At 69.5% G+C, this 17,483-nt stretch carries 16 protein-coding genes; 13 read left to right on the top strand and 3 right to left on the bottom strand.

Going from position 1 to position 17,483, the window contains the following annotated elements; all coding sequences use genetic code 11:
• Window positions 1-52: 52 nt before the first annotated feature.
• From ugpB to AX018_RS08100, 7 genes are all read left to right on the top strand, one after another.
• Window positions 53-1,363, top strand: a complete 1,311-nt coding sequence (gene ugpB / locus AX018_RS08070) for a sn-glycerol-3-phosphate ABC transporter substrate-binding protein UgpB (protein ID WP_111876785.1) — start codon at window positions 53-55, stop codon at window positions 1,361-1,363.
• 83 nt (window positions 1,364-1,446) lie between these two features.
• On the top strand, window positions 1,447-2,328 hold the full coding sequence (gene ugpA / locus AX018_RS08075; RefSeq protein ID WP_111876786.1) for a sn-glycerol-3-phosphate ABC transporter permease UgpA: 882 nt from the start codon (window positions 1,447-1,449) through the stop codon (window positions 2,326-2,328).
• Between the two features lie 17 nt (window positions 2,329-2,345).
• Entirely contained in the window at window positions 2,346-3,197 is an 852-nt protein-coding gene (gene ugpE / locus AX018_RS08080) for a sn-glycerol-3-phosphate ABC transporter permease UgpE (RefSeq protein ID WP_111876787.1), read from the top strand.
• Window positions 3,198-3,241: 44 nt separating this feature from the next.
• Window positions 3,242-4,249: a sn-glycerol-3-phosphate import ATP-binding protein UgpC gene (locus AX018_RS08085; protein ID WP_111876788.1), complete on the top strand. Its 1,008-nt coding sequence runs from the start codon at window positions 3,242-3,244 to the stop codon at window positions 4,247-4,249.
• A 4-nt stretch (window positions 4,250-4,253) separates the two neighbouring features.
• Entirely contained in the window at window positions 4,254-4,607 is a 354-nt protein-coding gene (locus tag AX018_RS08090; RefSeq protein WP_111876789.1) for a bleomycin resistance protein, read from the top strand.
• Window positions 4,604-5,356 (top strand): glycerophosphodiester phosphodiesterase, encoded by a 753-nt coding sequence (ugpQ, locus tag AX018_RS08095; protein WP_111876790.1) that lies wholly within the window; start codon window positions 4,604-4,606, stop codon window positions 5,354-5,356. The genes AX018_RS08090 and ugpQ overlap by 4 nt, the downstream gene beginning before the upstream one ends.
• 26 nt (window positions 5,357-5,382) lie before the next feature.
• Window positions 5,383-7,908, top strand: a complete 2,526-nt coding sequence (locus AX018_RS08100) for a DUF3772 domain-containing protein (RefSeq protein ID WP_111876791.1) — start codon at window positions 5,383-5,385, stop codon at window positions 7,906-7,908.
• A 37-nt stretch (window positions 7,909-7,945) separates the two neighbouring features.
• Here AX018_RS08100 and AX018_RS08105 read toward each other — a convergent pair whose 3' ends face one another.
• Window positions 7,946-8,224, bottom strand: a complete 279-nt coding sequence (locus AX018_RS08105) for a hypothetical protein (RefSeq protein ID WP_111876792.1) — start codon at window positions 8,222-8,224, stop codon at window positions 7,946-7,948.
• Window positions 8,225-8,302: 78 nt separating this feature from the next.
• Between AX018_RS08105 and hemA the strand changes: the two genes are divergently transcribed.
• From hemA to paeA, 6 genes are all read left to right on the top strand, one after another.
• Window positions 8,303-9,601, top strand: a complete 1,299-nt coding sequence (gene hemA / locus AX018_RS08110) for a glutamyl-tRNA reductase (protein ID WP_111876851.1) — start codon at window positions 8,303-8,305, stop codon at window positions 9,599-9,601.
• A gap of 98 nt (window positions 9,602-9,699) precedes the next feature.
• Window positions 9,700-10,806, top strand: coding sequence for a peptide chain release factor 1 (gene prfA / locus AX018_RS08115; RefSeq protein WP_111876793.1), 1,107 nt, complete (start codon window positions 9,700-9,702; stop codon window positions 10,804-10,806).
• A gap of 76 nt (window positions 10,807-10,882) precedes the next feature.
• Window positions 10,883-11,743, top strand: a complete 861-nt coding sequence (gene prmC, locus AX018_RS08120; protein ID WP_111876794.1) for a peptide chain release factor N(5)-glutamine methyltransferase — start codon at window positions 10,883-10,885, stop codon at window positions 11,741-11,743.
• Window positions 11,744-11,831: 88 nt separating this feature from the next.
• Window positions 11,832-12,164 carry a Grx4 family monothiol glutaredoxin gene (gene grxD, locus AX018_RS08125; RefSeq protein WP_111876795.1) on the top strand — a complete coding sequence of 111 codons (333 nt, stop codon included), beginning with the start codon at window positions 11,832-11,834 and terminating at the stop codon, window positions 12,162-12,164.
• A gap of 176 nt (window positions 12,165-12,340) precedes the next feature.
• A complete protein-coding gene (locus tag AX018_RS08130; protein ID WP_111876796.1) occupies window positions 12,341-13,351 on the top strand; it encodes an AAA family ATPase in 1,011 nt (336 codons plus the stop codon).
• A gap of 191 nt (window positions 13,352-13,542) precedes the next feature.
• Window positions 13,543-14,886, top strand: a complete 1,344-nt coding sequence (gene paeA, locus AX018_RS08135) for a polyamine export protein PaeA (protein ID WP_170146212.1) — start codon at window positions 13,543-13,545, stop codon at window positions 14,884-14,886.
• 112 nt (window positions 14,887-14,998) lie between these two features.
• Here paeA and AX018_RS08140 read toward each other — a convergent pair whose 3' ends face one another.
• Together AX018_RS08140 and AX018_RS08145 are read right to left on the bottom strand one after the other, a co-directional pair.
• Entirely contained in the window at window positions 14,999-15,676 is a 678-nt protein-coding gene (locus tag AX018_RS08140) for a lytic transglycosylase domain-containing protein (RefSeq protein WP_111876798.1), read from the bottom strand.
• Entirely contained in the window at window positions 15,673-17,418 is a 1,746-nt protein-coding gene (locus AX018_RS08145; RefSeq protein WP_111876799.1) for a proline--tRNA ligase, read from the bottom strand. Before AX018_RS08145 ends, AX018_RS08140 begins: the two co-directional genes overlap by 4 nt.
• Window positions 17,419-17,483 lie beyond the last annotated feature (65 nt).

Below are 17,483 nucleotides of genomic sequence, written 5' to 3' on the forward strand. Positions count from 1 at the left end.
GCATAACATCGACCGTTTGTTTTCCGCATTCGCCATTCTTTGAGGAGTCTTCATGCAATTCAAGCACCTGGCCCTGACCGCCGTCATGGCCGCCTCCACCTGCCTGTCCGCACAGGCGCAGACCGAGATCCAGTGGTGGCATTCGATGACGGCCGTCAACGGTGAGTGGGTGAACGACCTGGCGCGCCAGTTCAACGAGAGCCAGAAGGACTACCGGATCGTGCCCACCTACAAGGGCTCGTACGATGAATCCATGACGGCCTCCATCGCCGCCTTCCGCGCCGGCAACGCCCCCCACATCCTGCAGGTGTTCGAGGTGGGCACGGCCACCATGATGGCCAGCAAGGGCGCCATCGTGCCCGTGGGCAAGGTGATGCAGGACGCGGGCGTGCCCTTCGACCCCAAGGTGTACATCCCTGCCGTGGCCGGCTACTACACGGCACCGAACGGCCAGATGCTGAGCTTCCCGTTCAACAGCTCCACCACCATCTTCTATTTCAACAAGGACGCCTTCAAGGCCGCCGGCCTGCCCACCGACAAGGCGCCCTCCACCTGGCCCGAGGTGGTCAACGCGGCCGCCAAGCTCAAGGCCTCGGGCCACAAGTGCCCGTTCACCACGGCCTGGCAGAACTGGACGCAGGTGGAGAGCTTCTCGGCCTGGCACAACGTGGAGTTCGCCTCCAAGTCGAACGGCCTGCAGGGCCTGGACGCGCGCCTGAAGGTCGATTCGCCGCTGCACGTGCGCCACATCGAGAACCTCGCCAACATGGCCAAGCAGGGCCTGTTCGTCTACAAGGGCCGCGGCAACGTGCCCGAGGCCAGCTTCGTCTCGGGCGAGTGCGCGATGATCAACACGTCCTCGGGCTTCTACGGCAACGTGGCCAAGAACGCCAAATTCGCCTACGGCCTCGCGCCCCTGCCCTACTACCCCGACGTGCCCGGCGCGCCGCAGAACACCGTCATCGGCGGCGCCAGCCTCTGGGTGATGGCCGGCAAGAAGCCCGCCGAGTACAAGGGCGTGGCCGCGTTCTTCAAGTTCATCTCCACGCCCGAGGTGCAATCGGCCAGCCACCAGCGCACGGGCTACCTGCCGGTGACCACGGCCGCCTACGAGCTGACCGAGAAATCCGGCTTCTACAAGGAACACCCGGGCACCGACGTGGCCGTGACGCAGATGGTCCGCAAGGTGACCGACAAGAGCCGCGGCATCCGCCTGGGCAACTACGTGCAGATCCGCGCCATCGAGGACGAGGAGCTGGAACAGGTCTGGTCCGGCAAGAAGACGGCCAAGGAAGCGCTGGATGCCATCGTCAAGCGCGGCAACGAGCAGCTGGAGCGGTTCCAGAAGGCGAACAAGGGCTGACCCCGACCGCCTGAGGCTGGCCTCCCGCCAGCGCCGGAAAAGCAGATGGACTCCATCTGCTTTTCCGCTTTAGAAACACCCCCATGGAAAAACGCGTCCGATTCCACTCCGCCTGGCTGCCCTGGCTGCTCATCGCCCCGCAGATCGCCATCATCGTGGTGTTCTTCTTCTGGCCCGCCAGCCAGGCCCTGGTGCAGTCGATGCAGCTGCAGGACGCCTTCGGCACCTCCACCGAATGGGTGGGGCTCGAAAACTTCCGGCGGCTCTTCGACGACCCGGGCTACGTGGACTCGTTCAAGACCACGGCCCTCTTCTCGGTGCTGGTGGCCGGCAGCGGCATCGTGCTCTCGCTGGTGCTCGCCGTGTTCGTCGACCGGGTGGTGCGCGGCGCGATGTTCTACAAGACCCTGCTCATCCTGCCCTACGCCGTGGCGCCCGCGGTGGCGGCCGTGCTCTGGGTGTTCATGTTCTCGCCCTCGCTGGGCGTCGTGGCCTACGCGCTCGGCAAGCTCGGCATCAACTGGAACCACCTGCTCGATTCCGGCCACGCGATGACGCTGATCGTGATGGCCTCGGTGTGGAAGCAGATCTCCTACAACTTCCTGTTCTTCCTCGCGGGGCTGCAGTCGATCCCGCGCTCGCTCATCGAGGCCGCCGCCATCGACGGCGCGGGGCCGCTGCGGCGCTTCTGGTCGGTGCAGTTCCCGCTGCTCTCGCCCACCACGTTCTTCCTGCTGGTGATCAACGTGGTGTACGCCTTCTTCGACACCTTCGCCATCGTCGATGCCGCCACCCAGGGCGGCCCCGGCAAGGACACGGCGATCCTGGTCTACAAGGTGTATTACGACGGCTTCAAGGCCATGGACCTCGGCGGATCGGCGGCGCAGTCGGTGGTGCTGATGCTGATCGTGGTGGCGCTCACGGTGGTGCAGTTCCGCTACGTCGAGAAAAAAGTGAACTACTGACAGGAAAGCCCCGCACCATGGTCGAACGCAGCCTCACGCGCGGCATCCTCGCGCACGCCATCATGATCCTGGGCGTCGTGATCGTCGCCTTCCCGCTCTACCTCGCCTTCGTGGCCTCCACCCACACCGCACAGGAGATCGTGCAGGCGCCCATGCCGCTGGTGCCCGGCGGCCACTTCTGGGACACCTACCGGGCCGCGCTCTTCGGCCGCGACCAGGGCGCGGGCTCCACCGCGCCCGTGGCCCGCATGATGTGGGTGAGCTTCGTCTCGGCCATCGTGATCACCGTCGGCAAGATCGCGATCTCGCTGCTCTCGGCGTTCGCCATCGTGTACTTCCGCTTCCCGTTCAAGGGCCTGTGCTTCTGGCTGATCTTCATCACGCTGATGCTGCCCGTGGAAGTGCGCATCGGCCCCACCTACCAGGTGGTGTCCGACCTGGGGATGCTCAACAGCTACGCGGGCCTCACCGTGCCGCTGATCGCCTCGGCCACGGCCACCTTCCTCTTCCGCCAGTTCTTCCTCACCGTGCCGGACGAACTGGTGGAGGCCGCGCGCATGGACGGCGCGGGCCCGATGCGGTTCTTCCGCGACATCCTCGTGCCGCTCTCGCGCACCTCCATCGCGGCGCTGTTCGTGATCCAGTTCATCTACGGCTGGAACCAGTACCTCTGGCCGCTGCTGGCCACCACCAGCGAGGACATGTACCCCGTGGTGATCGGCATCAAGCGCATGATCGCCGGCGGCGACGGGCAGAACGAGTGGAACATCGTCATGGCCACCGCCATCCTCGCGATGCTGCCGCCGGCCGCCGTGGTGGTGCTCATGCAGAAATGGTTCGTCAAGGGTCTGGTGGACACCGAGAAGTAAGCCGCCCGCGCCAACGCCCCCCACCTTCCCCGCACTACGCAGATATGGCATCCCTTTCGTTCCGCAACGTCATCAAGCGCTACGGCGCCGGCCCCAAGGCCAACCAGGTCATCCACGGCGTGAGCGCCGAGATCGCGGATGGCGAGTTCATCGTCATCGTCGGCCCCTCGGGCTGCGGCAAGTCCACGCTGCTGCGCATGGTGGCCGGGCTGGAGGAGGTCTCCGGCGGCGAGATCGCCATCGGCAGCCGGGTGGTGAACGACCTGGAGCCGTCGCAGCGCGACATCGCCATGGTGTTCCAGAACTACGCGCTCTACCCGCACATGACGAACTTCGAGAACATGGCCTACGGCCTGAAGATCGCCAAGGTGCCCAAGGAAGAGATCCGGGCGCGCGTGGACAAGGCCGCGAAGATCCTGGAGCTCGGCCACCTGCTGGACCGCAAGCCGCGCGAGCTCTCGGGCGGCCAGCGCCAGCGCGTGGCCATGGGCCGCGCCATCGTGCGCCAGCCGCAGGTGTTCCTCTTCGACGAGCCTCTGTCCAACCTCGACGCCAAGCTGCGCGCGCAGACCCGCCTGGAGATCCAGAAGCTGCACCGCGAGCTGGGCATCACCAGCCTTTTCGTCACGCACGACCAGGTCGAGGCCATGACGCTCGCGCAGCGCATGATCGTGATGAACGGCGGCGTGATGGAGCAGTTCGGCACGCCCGAAGAGGTCTACCACACGCCGGCCTCGACCTTCGTGGCGAGCTTCATCGGCTCGCCGCCGATGAACCTGCTGAAGAACGCCCCCGGCGGCCGGCAGGGCGCCATCCTGGGCATCCGGCCCGAGCACCTGGACGTCGCCGCGGACGGCGGCTGGGAAACCCGCGTGGAGACGGTCGAACTGCTGGGCGCCGAGCGGCTGGTATACGCCCGCCTGGGCGATGAGCCCCTCATCGTGCGCGTGGAGGAAGGCACGCACGCGCCCCAGCCCGGCGAGACGCTGCGCGTGGCGCCGCGCGCACCGCGCCTGCACTGGTTCGACGCCGCCACCGGCCAGCGGCTCTGAGCCGATGGAGGCGACCGCCACGCTCCACGCCACCATCCCCGTGCTGGCGTCCCTCGACCTGGACGAGAGCGCCGCGTTCTGCGCCGACCGCCTGGGCTTCGCCATCCACCTGCGCGCCGCTGACTACCTCATCGCCGCGCGCGACGGCTGCGAGCTGCATTTCTGGCTTTGCGACGACCGCCGCATCGCCGAGCACACTTCCTGCTACATCCGTGGCGACGTGCGCGCGCTGCATGCCGAATTCACGCGGCGCGGCCTGGCGCTGGAGCCCCCGGCGGAGCGCCCCTGGGGCATGCGCGAGCTGTACGTGATCGACCCGCACGGCAACCTGCTCAAGTTCGGAGAACCCACCCCATGACCCCATCCGCCCCGACGCCCTGGCCCTACCCCCGGTGGATCGCCCACCGCGGTGCCGGCAAGCTGGCCCCGGAGAACACGCTCGCCGCCTTCCGCATGGGCGCGCGCCACGGCTACCGCATGTTCGAGTGCGACGCCAAGCTGAGCAGCGACGGCGTGCCCTTCCTGCTGCACGACGCCACGCTGCAGCGCACCACGGACGGGCACGGCACGGCGGGCGAGCACCCCTGGAGCGAGCTGGCCCGGCTCGACGCCGGCGGCTGGCATTCCCGCCAGTGGGCTGGCGAGCCGATCCCCACACTGGAGGGCATCGCGCGTTTCTGCCTCGCCAACGGCCACCGGCTCAACATCGAGATCAAGCCCACGCCCGGCACCGAGGAGGAGACCGGCCGCGTGGTCGCCTCGCTCGCCGCGCGCCTGTGGCGGCATGCCGACGTGCCGCCGCTGCTCACCTCGTTCCAGGTGCCCGCGCTCGCCGGCGCGCGCGACGCGGCGCCGCTGCTGCCGCGCGGCCTGCTGCTCGACACGCTGGCGCCGGGATGGCTGGACACCGCCCGCCAGCTCGGCTGCGCGGCCATCGTCTGCAACCACGCGCTGTGGACGGCCGGGAACGTGGCCGAGGCGCATGCCTGCGGCCTGCGCGCGCTCAGCTACACGGTGAACGACGAGTGGGCCGCGCAGCGCCTCATCGACCTGGGCACCGACGGCATCATCACCGACCGCGTGGACCTCTTCAGTCCGGCGCGGTGATACCCTCGCGGGCCCACGCCACCGCCATGGACCCGATCGTTTCCTCCCCCCGCCCCACCCCGCCCTCCCCGTCCCCGGCACGCTGGCTGCGTGCCCTGCTCGCGGCCAGCGTGCTCTGGCTGCTGGCCGGCCCGCTGCCGGCAGCGTCCGCGCAGGACCGCGCCAGCGCCCCGGCCGCCGCCGGCAGCGCCGCGGCGGCGCGGGCCGCTGCCGCGGCGGCCATCGATCCGGACGTGCCGCTGCCCTCCGTGGACGAGCTGCGCAAGCGGCTCGACGCCATCCCCCGCAAGCTCGGCGACGAGGACGACGGCCGCAAGCTCTCCAACGAGGTGTACGCCATCGGCGCGGCGGCCAATCAGCTGGTGGCCCGCCGCACGGTCGATCTGGCCGACCTGGACAGCCGCCTCGCCGGGCTGGGCCCCACGCCCGAGAAAGGCGCCCCGGCCGACGCGCCCGACGTGGCGCAGCAGCGCACCGCCCTCGCCAAGCAGCGCGCCAGCGTCGATGCCGATCTGAAGCTCGCGCGCCTCATCGCCGTCGATGCCGACCAGCTCGGCGCCGACCTCGTGCGCCAGCGCCGCCAGCAGTTCCAGGCGGCGCTCACGGCGCGCGCCGACTCCCCGCTGGGCGCCGCCTTCTGGCGCAACCTGCGCGCGGCCTGGCCCACCGACACCGCGCGCCTGTCGGTGCTCGCCATCGAGGCCCGGCAGGCCGTGCAGCGCGCGCTGGAGCCCGAGCGGCGCGGCGCCTTCCTCGCCAGCCTGCTGGGCGCGCTGCTGCTGGCGGTGGTGGGCAACTGGGCCGGCGAGCGCCTGCTGGTGCGCATCGCGCCGGCCAAGCTGCCCTCCGGTCGGCTGCGGCGCTCGCTGCTGGCGACCGCATCGGTGGCGGCCAACGTGGTCTTCATCGGCATGGCGGCGCAGCTCCTGCTGAGCGGCCTGGACACGGGCGACAACCTCGGCGAGCGGCTGGACGGCCTCGCGCACTCCGCCGTCGGGCTGGCGGTGTTCGCAGCCTTCGCCATCGGGCTGGGCCACGCGCTGCTCTCGCGCAAGCGCAGCTCCTGGCGGCTGCCGTCCATCCCCGACGACCTCGCGCAGCGCCTGAGCCCCTACCCCTGGTGGATCGCCATCGTCGCGGCCCTGAGCGGCATGGTGACCGAGATCAACGCCGCCGTGAGCGCCAGCCTCGCGGCGGAGGTGAGCATCCAGGCGCTCTCCGCGCTGCTCGTGGCGGGCGTCGTCGCCGCCGCCGTGCGGCAGATGAACACCCCCGTGGCGGCGGCCTCGCCACCGGCCGCGGACGGCGAGGCCGCCGCGTCGCCCCCGCCGCGCCCGCTCTGGGTCGGGCTGCTCGTGGCCTGCGCGGGCATCGGCTCGCTGGCCATCGTGGTGCTGGTGGCCGTGGGCTTCATCGCGCTGGCCGGCGCGCTGGCGCGGCAGATGGTCTGGAGCGGCGCGGCCTTCGCCACGGCCTACCTGCTCTACCAGTTGGCGGACGACGCCTGCGACGCCGTGCTGTCGTCCAAGGGCAGCTTCGGCCGCCGGCTCAACGCCGGCATGGGCATCGACCCAGGCCTGCTCGACCAGGCCGCCGTCGTGGTCTCGGGCGTGCTGCGCATCGTGCTGTTCTTCTACCTCGTCATCGCGCTGCTCGCGCCCTTCGGCACCGGGCCGGACGAGCTGTTCCGCCGGGGCAGCGCGATGGACCAGAACCTCAGCGTGGGCAACTTCGCCCTGGCGCCGCAGGCGCTGCTCACGGCGCTGGGCGTGGTCGTGGCGGGCTTCATCGGCATCCGCGTGCTCAAGCGCTGGCTCAGCGACCGCTACTTCCCCAGCACCTCGCTGGAGCCGGGCATGCGCAGTTCCATCGCCACGCTGCTCGGCTACGTCGGCGGCGTGATGGTGGTGTCCGCCGCGCTGGCGGCGCTGGGCATCAGCGTGGAGCGCATCGCCTGGGTGGCGAGCGCGCTCTCGGTGGGCATCGGCTTCGGGCTGCAGGCCATCGTGCAGAACTTCATCTCGGGCCTGATCCTGCTGGCCGAGCGGCCCGTGAAGGTGGGCGACTGGGTCAAGCTGGGCGACACCGAGGGCGACATCCGCCGCATCAACGTGCGCGCCACCGAGATCCAGCTCGGCGACCACTCCACCGTGATCGTGCCCAACTCGGAATTCATCACCAAGACCGTGCGCAACATGACCCTGGGGGGCGCCCAGGGCCGCGTGCTGCTGCGCCTGCCCGCGCCGCTGGACACCGACGCGCAGCGCACGCGGCAGGTGATCCTGGAGGCCTTCCGGGCCCACCCGGACGTGCTGGAGACCCCCGCGCCCGTCGTGCAACTCGAAGGCATCGTGGACGGCACGCTCACCTTCCTGGCCATCGGCCACGTGAGCAACCCGCGCAACGCGGGCGGCGTGCGCAGCGACCTGCTGTTCTCCATCCTCGACACGCTGCGGCAGGCCGGGCTGGCGCTCTCCCCGCCCGCGAGCACCTCGGTGCCCGGCGCCACGCGCCAGGAGGCGGCGGCCGAGCCCGCGGGGCCCGCCGCCTGACACGGGCCGGCCCTATCGGCGGGATTGGAAATCGGTATCAGCGCCGCCAGCCGCGCTGCACGAGCCACTGGCTGGTGCCGCAGGCCACCACCAGGGCGGCGTAGGTGAGCATCCGCCCATCGCGCCCGCCCACCACGATACCCGCGCAGAGCACCGCCACCCCCACTACTGAATTGATAGCAAACTGTTGAGCAAATCCGGCGACGTGGGGGGATTTTCGGTAGAAAACCCGGCCCATGAGCGCCAGCAGCAGGCCCACGCCCAGCGCGGGCGCCGCGAAGTTCAGCAGGTGGTTGGCGGCGGAGAGAGGGTCCATGGCTCGGCGGGCATGACGCAGATCAAGGCCCGTGCGCAGGGGCAGCGCGGGCGCGGGCAGAAATTTTATAATCCGGCCATGGCAGTCTGGGCCCTGGGCATCAACCACACGACCGCGCCGCTCGATCTGCGCGGTCGTTTCGCGTTCGCGCTCGACCAGATTGCGCCCACGCTGCAGGGCCTGCGCCAGTCGCTCGGCAGCGCGGTGCGCCACCCGAGCGTGGAAACCGCCCTCATCTCCACCTGCAACCGCACCGAGATCTACTGCGCCGGCCAGGAGCCCGCGCTCGACCACACGCTCGACTGGCTGGCCCACAGCGGCGGCGTGAGCCCCGCGCTGCTGCGCTCGCACTCCTACACCCTCGAAGACGGCCTCGTCGCCCGCCATGCCTTCCGCGTGGCGAGCGGGCTCGACTCCATGGTGCTGGGCGAGGCCCAGATCCTCGGCCAGATGAAGGACGCGGTGCGCGCCGCCGAAACCGCCGGCGCGCTCGGCTCCACGCTCAACCAGCTCTTCCAGCGCAGCTTCGCCGTCGCCAAGGAAGTGCGCACCAGCACCGAGATCGGCGCGCACAGCATCAGCATGGCCGCCGCCGCCGTGCGGCTCGCGGGCCAGCTCTTCGAGGACCTCTCCGAGATCCGCGTGCTCTTCGTGGGCGCGGGCGAGATGATCGAGCTCGCCGCCACCCACTTCGCCGCCAAGAACCCCAAGAGCCTCGCCATCGCCAACCGCACGCTGGAGCGCGGCGAGAAGCTCGCCACGCGCTTCGGCGGCGAGGTCATGCGCCTGGCCGACCTGCCCGCGCGCCTGCACGAGTTCGACGCCGTGGTGAGCTGCACCGCCAGCAGCCTGCCCATCATCGGCCTGGGCGCGGTCGAGCGCGCGCTGAAAAAACGCCGCCACCGCCCCATGTTCATGGTCGATCTGGCCGTGCCGCGCGACATCGAGCCCGAGGTCAAGGCCCTGGAAGACATCTACCTCTACACCGTGGACGACCTCGCGAGCGTCGTGCAGACCGCCCAGGCGAGCCGGCAGGCCGCCGTGGCCCAGGCCGAGGCCATCATCGACGCGGGCGTGCAGAGCTTCATGCACTGGATGGACCAGCGCAGTCCCACCGGAGGCGTCGTGCCGCTCATCCAGCAACTCAACGCCCAGACCGACGAATGGCGCGCCCTGGAGATCGCGCGCGCCAAGAAGCTCCTCGCCCGGGGCGAAGACCTCGACACCGTGCTCGATGCGCTCTCGCGCGGCCTCACGCAGAAGATGCTGCACGGCACCCTGGCCGAGCTGCGCGCGGGCGATGCCGACACGCGCGCCCAGACGGCCCAGACCGTCTCGCGCCTCTTCCTGCGCGCGCAGAGCAAGAGCGGGCTCTAGCGCCACCGGCCTTCTCTCTCACGCCTTGCCCCGGCCCGCGCGCCCTCGATAATCGGGCCGCCATCGCTACCGAAACGGTAGCAAACCCCACCTCCCCGATGAAACCCTTCCTCAGAAGCCAGCTGGAGCGCCATGCCCAGCGCCTCGAAGAACTCGACTTCCTGCTCTCGCGCGAGGACATCATGTCCGACATGGCGCAGTACCGCGCCATCTCGCGCGAGCATGCCGAGGTGACCCAGGTCGCCGGCCGCTACGCCCGCTACCGCCAGCGCGAGGCCGATCTCGCCGGCGCGCGCGAGATGCTCGAAGACCCCGACATGGCCGAGATGGCGCACGAGGAAATCGCCTCGGCCGAGGCAGAGCTCGCGCAGCTGGAGGACGAGCTGCAGCGCCTGCTGCTGCCCCGCGACCCCGACGACGCGCGCAACGCCTTCCTGGAAATCCGCGCCGGCACGGGCGGCGACGAATCGGCCCTCTTCGCCGGCGACCTCGCGCGCATGTACACGCGCTACGCCGCCACCGTGGGCTGGAAGGTCGAGATCCTGAGCGCCAGCGAAAGCGAGCTCGGCGGCTACAAGGAAGTCGTGCTGCGCGTGGAGGGTGGGGCCGGTGACGGCCCCTCCGGGTCCGGCGCCTACGGCGCGCTGCGCTTCGAATCGGGCGGCCACCGCGTGCAGCGCGTGCCCGCCACCGAAACGCAGGGCCGCATCCACACCAGCGCCTGCACCGTGGCCGTGATGCCCGAGCCCGACGAGCAGCAGGCCATCACCCTCAACCCCGCCGACCTGCGCATCGACACCTTCCGCGCGAGCGGCGCGGGCGGCCAGCACATCAACAAGACCGACTCCGCCGTGCGCGTGGTGCACCTGCCCACCGGCATCGTGGCCGAATGCCAGGACGGCCGCAGCCAGCACAGCAACAAGGCCAAGGCGCTGCAGGTGCTGCAGGCGCGCATCCAGGAAAAGGAGCGCAGCGAGCGCGCCGCCAAGGAGGCCGCGCTGCGCAAGGGGCTGGTGGGCAGCGGCGACCGCTCCGACCGCATCCGCACCTACAACTTCCCGCAGGGCCGGCTCACCGACCACCGCATCAACCTCACGCTCTACAAGCTGCTCACCATCATGGAAGGCGATCTCGGCGAGGTATTGCAGGCGCTGGGCCACGCACGCGAGGCGGAACTGCTGGCCGAACTGGAATCCACCGCCTGAACACCGCTTCAAGCCCGGATTGCCTCCATGTCGCCGGAAAATCTACACACTTAGCTATTAAAAACATAGCGCCGCCATGAACCCGCCCCTGCCCAGCCCGCAGCCCCCCGCGCCATGGAGGCTCTCCCAGGCCCTGGCCCACGCCCAGGCCCTGGGCCTCGCGCGCATCGATGCCCAGATGCTGCTGCTGCATGCGCTGGGCCGGCCCGACGCCGGCCGCGCCTGGCTGCTGGCGCACGACACCGACGCGCTGCCCGAGGGCGCGCGGGCGGCATTCGCCGCGCTCTGCGCGCGCCGCCGGGCCGGCGAGCCCGTGGCCTACCTCACGGGCCGCAAGGAGTTCCATGGGCTGGCGCTGCAGGTGGATGCCCGCGTGCTCGACCCGCGCCCCGACACCGAAACCCTGGTGGACTGGGCGCTGGAGGTGCTGCGGCCCGTGGCGGCGCCGCGCGTGGCCGACCTGGGCACGGGCAGCGGCGCCATCGCCCTGGCGCTGCAGCACGAACGGCCCGATGCCCAGGTGCTGGCGGTGGACGCAAGCGCCGACGCCCTCGCCGTGGCGCAGGCCAACGCACGGCGGCTGGAGTTGCCCGTGCGCTTCGCCCACGCGCATTGGCTGGACGGCATCGGCGGCCCGTTCGACGCCATCGTCTCCAATCCGCCCTACATCGCGGCGGGCGACCCCCATCTGGCGGCGCTGGCGCACGAACCCCTGCAGGCCCTGGCGAGCGGCCCGGACGGCCTGGACGACATCCGCACCATCGTGGTGCAGTCCCCCGCACGCCTGGTGCCGGGCGGCTGGCTGCTGCTGGAGCACGGCTGGGACCAGTCCGGTGCCGTCCAGGCGCTGCTGCGCGAAGCCGGCTTCACCGAGGTGTGCAGCCGCGCCGACCTCGCTGGGCATGCCCGCTGCACCGGAGGGCGCCGGCCCTCGTGATCCCCGCCGCACTGCCCGGCCCCGCCGACGGTGAAATAATCCCACCCATTGCCGCCCGCGCGCGGCGCCCTTCAGCCAGGAGCAACCCATGAGCGACACCGCCCAGCAACGCATCGACACCCTCGTCAAATCCAACGAAATCCTGCTCTTCATGAAAGGCAGTGCGAGCTTTCCGATGTGCGGATTTTCGGGTCGTGCGATCCAGATCCTCAAGGCCTGCGGCGTGGACCCCAAGGCCCTCGCCACCGTGAACGTGCTGGACGACCCGGAGATCCGCCAGGGCATCAAGGAATACAGCAACTGGCCCACCATCCCGCAGCTCTACGTGAAGGGCGAGTTCATCGGCGGCTCCGACATCATGATGGAGATGTACGAATCGGGCGAGTTGCAGCAGGTGCTGGGCGGCGCGCCGGCCGCCTGAGCGGCACTTTTTTCGGCCTATTCCATGCACTGGAAGCCGCCCTCGGGCGGCTTCCACGCTTGTGCTTCGCAAGAAAGCAACTGGCATCGGTTGACCGGGTTTTTCCGCCATTGGGCGCCGGCATGTTGTGTGCTTGAATGGATGCGTGCCCTTCCATTCACACCTAGGAGCGCGCCATGACGACGACACACAGCCTTGTCCCGCAATCGCCTTCGTTGGGCCTGCCGGTGGCCCAGTTGCGCAACGTGTTCCGCCCCGGCGACGTCGAGCGCAAGCTCGCCCGGCTTCAGGACGCCGGCAGCCAGCGCGAATACGAAACCCTGCGCGCGGTCTATGAACGGATGCTCGAACGGGGGCCCGAGCGCTTCCAGGTCAAGCCCTCGGGCGTGCCCGACATGTCGGGGCTCTACGACCAGCTGCCCAACTTCACCGACGTGCTCGACGACGTGAAGCGCCACGTAGCCCTCGCGCAGGACAGCCGCGACGGCCTGGAGGTCACGCCCATGCTGCTGCTGGGCCCCCCCGGCATCGGCAAGACCCACTTCGCGCGCCAGCTCGCCGAACTGCTGGGCACCGGCATGAACCTCGTGCCCATGAGTTCGATGACGGCCGGCTGGCTGCTCTCGGGTTCGTCATCGCAATGGAAGGGCGCGCGCCCCGGCAAGGTCTTCGAGGCCCTGGTGGAAGGCGAATACGCCAACCCGGTCATCGTGGTGGACGAAATCGACAAGGCCGCCTCGGATGCGCAGTACGACCCGCTCGGCGCCCTCTACGGCCTGCTGGAGCACGACACCGCGCAGAGCTTCACCGACGAGTTCGCCGAGATCGCCATCGACGCCAGCCAGGTCATCTGGATCACCACCGCCAACGACGAGCGCGGCATCCCCGAGCCCATCCTGAACCGCATGAACGTCTTCGAGGTCCATGCCCCCTCCCCCGAGCAGGCCCGCACCATCGCGCGCAACCTCTACCAGGGCATCCGCTCCGGCCACGACTGGGGCCGCCGCCTCGACCCCGAGCCCCCGGCCGACGTGCTGGACGTGCTCGCGCAGATGCCCCCGCGCGAAATGCGCCGCGCCCTCATGACGGGCTTCGGCAACGCCCGGCTGCAGCACCGCTCCACCGTGGAGGTGGCCGACCTGCCGCGCAGCGCCTCGGCCAAGCCGCGCATCGGCTTCATGCAGTAAGCGGGGCGGCATTCCGCCACCGGGAGCGCGCCCCACCCAGGCCGCGCTCCCGGTGCGCCTCCACAGCCCGCCCCGCCGGGCCCACGCGCATTCCATCCTGCGCAACCACCGTCATCCTGCCCGCTTACACTGCGTGGGCTGGCGCACGGCCTTTCCCACACAACGACTCCATGGCGGCGCCCGCCCGTCCCATGACCCTGTCGCAAAGCCTCTTCCTCATCGGCCTCCTCATCGTGGCCAGCGCCTTCTTCTCCGTCGCCGAAATCTCCCTGGCCGCATCGCGCCGGCTGCGCCTGCGCCAGCTCGCGGACGAGGGAGAAGCCCGGGCGGAGAGCGTCATGCGCATGCAGGAGCAGCCGGGCGAATACTTCACGGTCGTCCAGATCGGCCAGAACGCGGTGGCCATCCTGGGCGGCATCGTCGGCGAGGGCGCGCTGACGCCGCATTTCACGACCCTGCTCCAGCTCTGGCTCAGCGACGCGCGGGCCGAGACCTTCGGGTTTCTCGCCTCCTTCACGGTCGTCACCTCCCTCTTCATCCTGTTCGCCGACCTCTTTCCCAAGCGGCTGGGCATGGTGAACTCCGAGCGGCTGGCCGTGAGGGTCGCCCGCCCCATGGCCGTGCTCATGGCCCTGCTGCACCCGGTCGTCTGGCTCTACAGCCGGGCCGCGGACCTGCTCTTTCGCCTGCTGGGCCTGTCCTCGCTGCGCGACGACCGCATCACCTCCGACGACATCCTGGCCATGATGGAAGCCGGCACCCGGGCCGGCGTGCTGGCCGCGCGCGAACAGCAGGTGATCGAGAACGTGTTCGAGCTGGACTCCCGCCCCGTGAGCAGCGCCATGTCGCCGCGCGACCGCATCGCCTTCTTCCTGCGCGACGACCCCGACCACCTCATCCGCGCGCGCATCGCCGCCGAACCGTTCTCCACCTACCCCGTGTGCGACGGCGACATCGACCACGTGGTCGGCTACGTGGACGCGAAGGACCTCTTCCAGCGCGTGCTCAACAACCAGCCCATCTCGCTCAAGGACGAAGGGCTGGTGCGCAAGGTCCTCATCGTGCCCGACCGGCTCTCGCTGGCCGAGGTGCTGGACCAGTTCCGGCAGGTGCACGAAGACTTCGCCGTCATCGTCAACGAATACAGCCTCATCGTCGGCGTCGTCACCCTCAACGACGTGATGAGCACGGTGATGGGCGATCTCATCGGCCCCGACGACGAGGAGCAGATCGTGCGGCGCGACGAAAACTCCTGGCTCATCGACGGCGTGACGCCCGTGGGCGACGTGCTGCGCGCCCTCCACCTCGACGAACTGCCCCACGCGGGCGAGTACGAGACCCTGGCCGGCTTCCTCATGGTGATGCTGCGCCGCGTGCCCCGGCGCACCGACAGCGTGAACTGGGGTGGCTACAAATTCGAAGTGCTGGACGTGGACAGCTACCGCATCGACCAGATCATGGTCTCGCGCCTGCAGGAAGGAAATCCGGGGGGCGGGGCCACGGGCACGCCCGCGCAAGCCTCCGCCGACACGTAGTACGGACTCCCATCTGCTGGCAGGCTCGGAAACTTGCAGAGGACACGGCAGCCCCGGCGACAGGCAGCCGAGGGCAGAGACCGGCATCGGAGCGCAGCAACGCGCCCCGGCCTCAAGCCGAGGTGATGCGGTCTGGGAAGGCCCAGCTGCGCTGGGCCGAGAACACGGCGTCCGGATAGGGCGCGCGGCCACGGCTGCCGTTGTACCGCCCCAGCGCCATGAACAGATCGCCCCGTTCCCGGTCCAGGTAGTGCCGCAGGATGACGCATCCGAAGCGCAGGTTCGTCTGCATGTGGAACAGCTTGCCCGGATCGCCGTCGCCGATGACGCGCGTCCAGAACGGCATCACCTGCATGTAGCCGCGCGCGCCCACGCTGGACACGGCGTACTTGCGGAAAGCGCTCTCCACCTGCACCAGCCCCATCACCAGCGAGACATCGAGGCCCGAGCGCTTGGACTCGTACCACACGGTCTGCAGAAAATCGCGCCGCACTTCCCAATCAGGCTTGCGCCGGCGCAGCCGGTCGCTCATGGTGCCCAGCCAGCGCAGGTAGTGGAGACGGGCTTCCGTGGTGGAGAAATCGGGCTCCGGTGGCGCCTGGTTGGCCACGGCGGAACTGAGCGCCGTGCGCACGGAATCCATCAAGGGCTCTTCCAGTTGCCCTCCCGCATGCGCGGTGCCGGGCGCACCCAGCCACCCGGTCAGCCCCGAAGAGACCCCCGCCAGCACATACGCCCGGCGCGAAACGCCTGAACCGTTCACGGCCACCTTGACCCCACCCGCGCTCATACGACGATACGGCCCTTCAAGAACGCGAAGATCTCGGCCGAGGCCACCTTGGTGGCCGCCGCATCACGGCGGTGCTGGTACTCGACCTGCCCCTCCTTGAGCCCCCGGTCGGAGAGCACCACCCGGTGCGGAACGCCGATGAGTTCCCAGTCCGCGAACATCGCGCCGGGGCGCTCGCCGCGATCGTCCAGGATCACATCCACCCCCGCCGCCAGCAGGTCGGCGTGCAGCGTTTCCGCCGCCACGCGCACCTCTTCGCTGCGGTCCATGCCGATCGGGCAGAGCACCACCGTGAACGGCGCGATCGCATCGGGCCAGATGATGCCGCGCTCATCGTGGTTCTGCTCGATGGCTGCCGCCGGCAGGCGCGTGACGCCGATGCCGTAGCAGCCCATCTCGAAGAACGCGGGCTTGCCATCCTCGCCCAGGAAGGTGGCGCCCATCGCCTTGCTGTACTTGGTGCCCAGATAGAAAACATGGCCCACCTCGATCCCGCGCTCGATCGCCAGTTCGCCCTTGCCGTCGGGCGAACGATCGCCGGCAACGACATTGCGCAGATCGGCCACCAGCGCCGGCTCGGGCAGGTCGCGGCCCCAGTTCACGCCGGTCATGTGGTGGTCCACCTCGTTGGCGCCGCAGATCCAGTCCGCCATCACCGCCACCTCGCGGTCCACCACCAGCCGGACCGGCTTGCGCAGGTTGAGCGGGCCGAGATAACCCGGCTTGCAGCCGAAATGGTCCTCGATCTCGCCCACCGTGGCGAAACGGAATCCCGCATCCAGACCGGGAACCTTGCCAGCCTTGATCTCGTTCATGTCATGGTCGCCGCGCAGCAGCAGGAGCCAGACCTGGCTCTTGACGATCTCGCCGGCGTCGTTGGTTTCGTCCGTCGCCAGCACGAGGGATTTCACCGTGGCCTGCAGCGGCACCGACAGCAGCTCGGCCACGTCGGGGCAGGTGCTTTTCGCGGGCGTAGGGGTCTTGGCCAGCGGCTGCGATGCCGCGGGACGCGGCCCCGGGGGAGGCAAGGCTTCCGCCTTCTCGATGTTCGCCGCGTAGTCGCTTTGCGGGCAATAGACGATTGCATCCTCGCCCGTGGCCGCGATCACCTGGAATTCCTCGCTCAGATCCCCGCCGATCGCCCCGCTGTCCGCAGCCACGGCGCGGTAGGTCAAACCAAAACGATCGAAGATGCGGCGGTAGGCCTGCGCCATCACCTGGTAGCTGGCCTTGGCGGCCGCCGGGTCGCGGTCGAAGGAATATGCATCCTTCATGATGAACTCGCGGCCCCGCATCAGGCCGAAGCGGGGGCGGCGCTCGTCCCGGAACTTCGTCTGTATCTGGTAGAAATTCTTGGGCAACTGCTTGTAGCTGCGCAATTCCTGGCGGGCAATGTCCGTGACCACTTCTTCGCTGGTGGGCTGGACCACGAAGTCCCGCCCGTGGCGATCCCGGATGCGCAAAAGCTCAGGCCCCATCTTCTCGAACCGCCCCGTCTCCTGCCAGAACTCCGCCGGCTGCACGACCGGCATCGTCACTTCCACGGCGCCGGCGCGGTTCATTTCTTCGCGCACGATGGCTTCCACCTTGCGAATGACGCGCAGGCCCATCGGCATATAGTTGTAGATGCCGGCCCCCAGCTTCTTGATGAGTCCGGCCCGCGTCATGAGCTTGTGGCTCATCACTTCGGCATCCGCCGGGGCTTCCTTGAGGGTCGAAACGAAAAATTGGGACGCTTTCATTGAAGGGGGTCTCGCCATCCTGGGCAACACGCTTGCCGCGCATCAGGGCCCGTGCATAATGGATA

It is taken from the genome of Paracidovorax anthurii, assembly GCF_003269065.1.
GTDB classification, from domain to species: domain Bacteria; phylum Pseudomonadota; class Gammaproteobacteria; order Burkholderiales; family Burkholderiaceae_C; genus Paracidovorax; species Paracidovorax anthurii.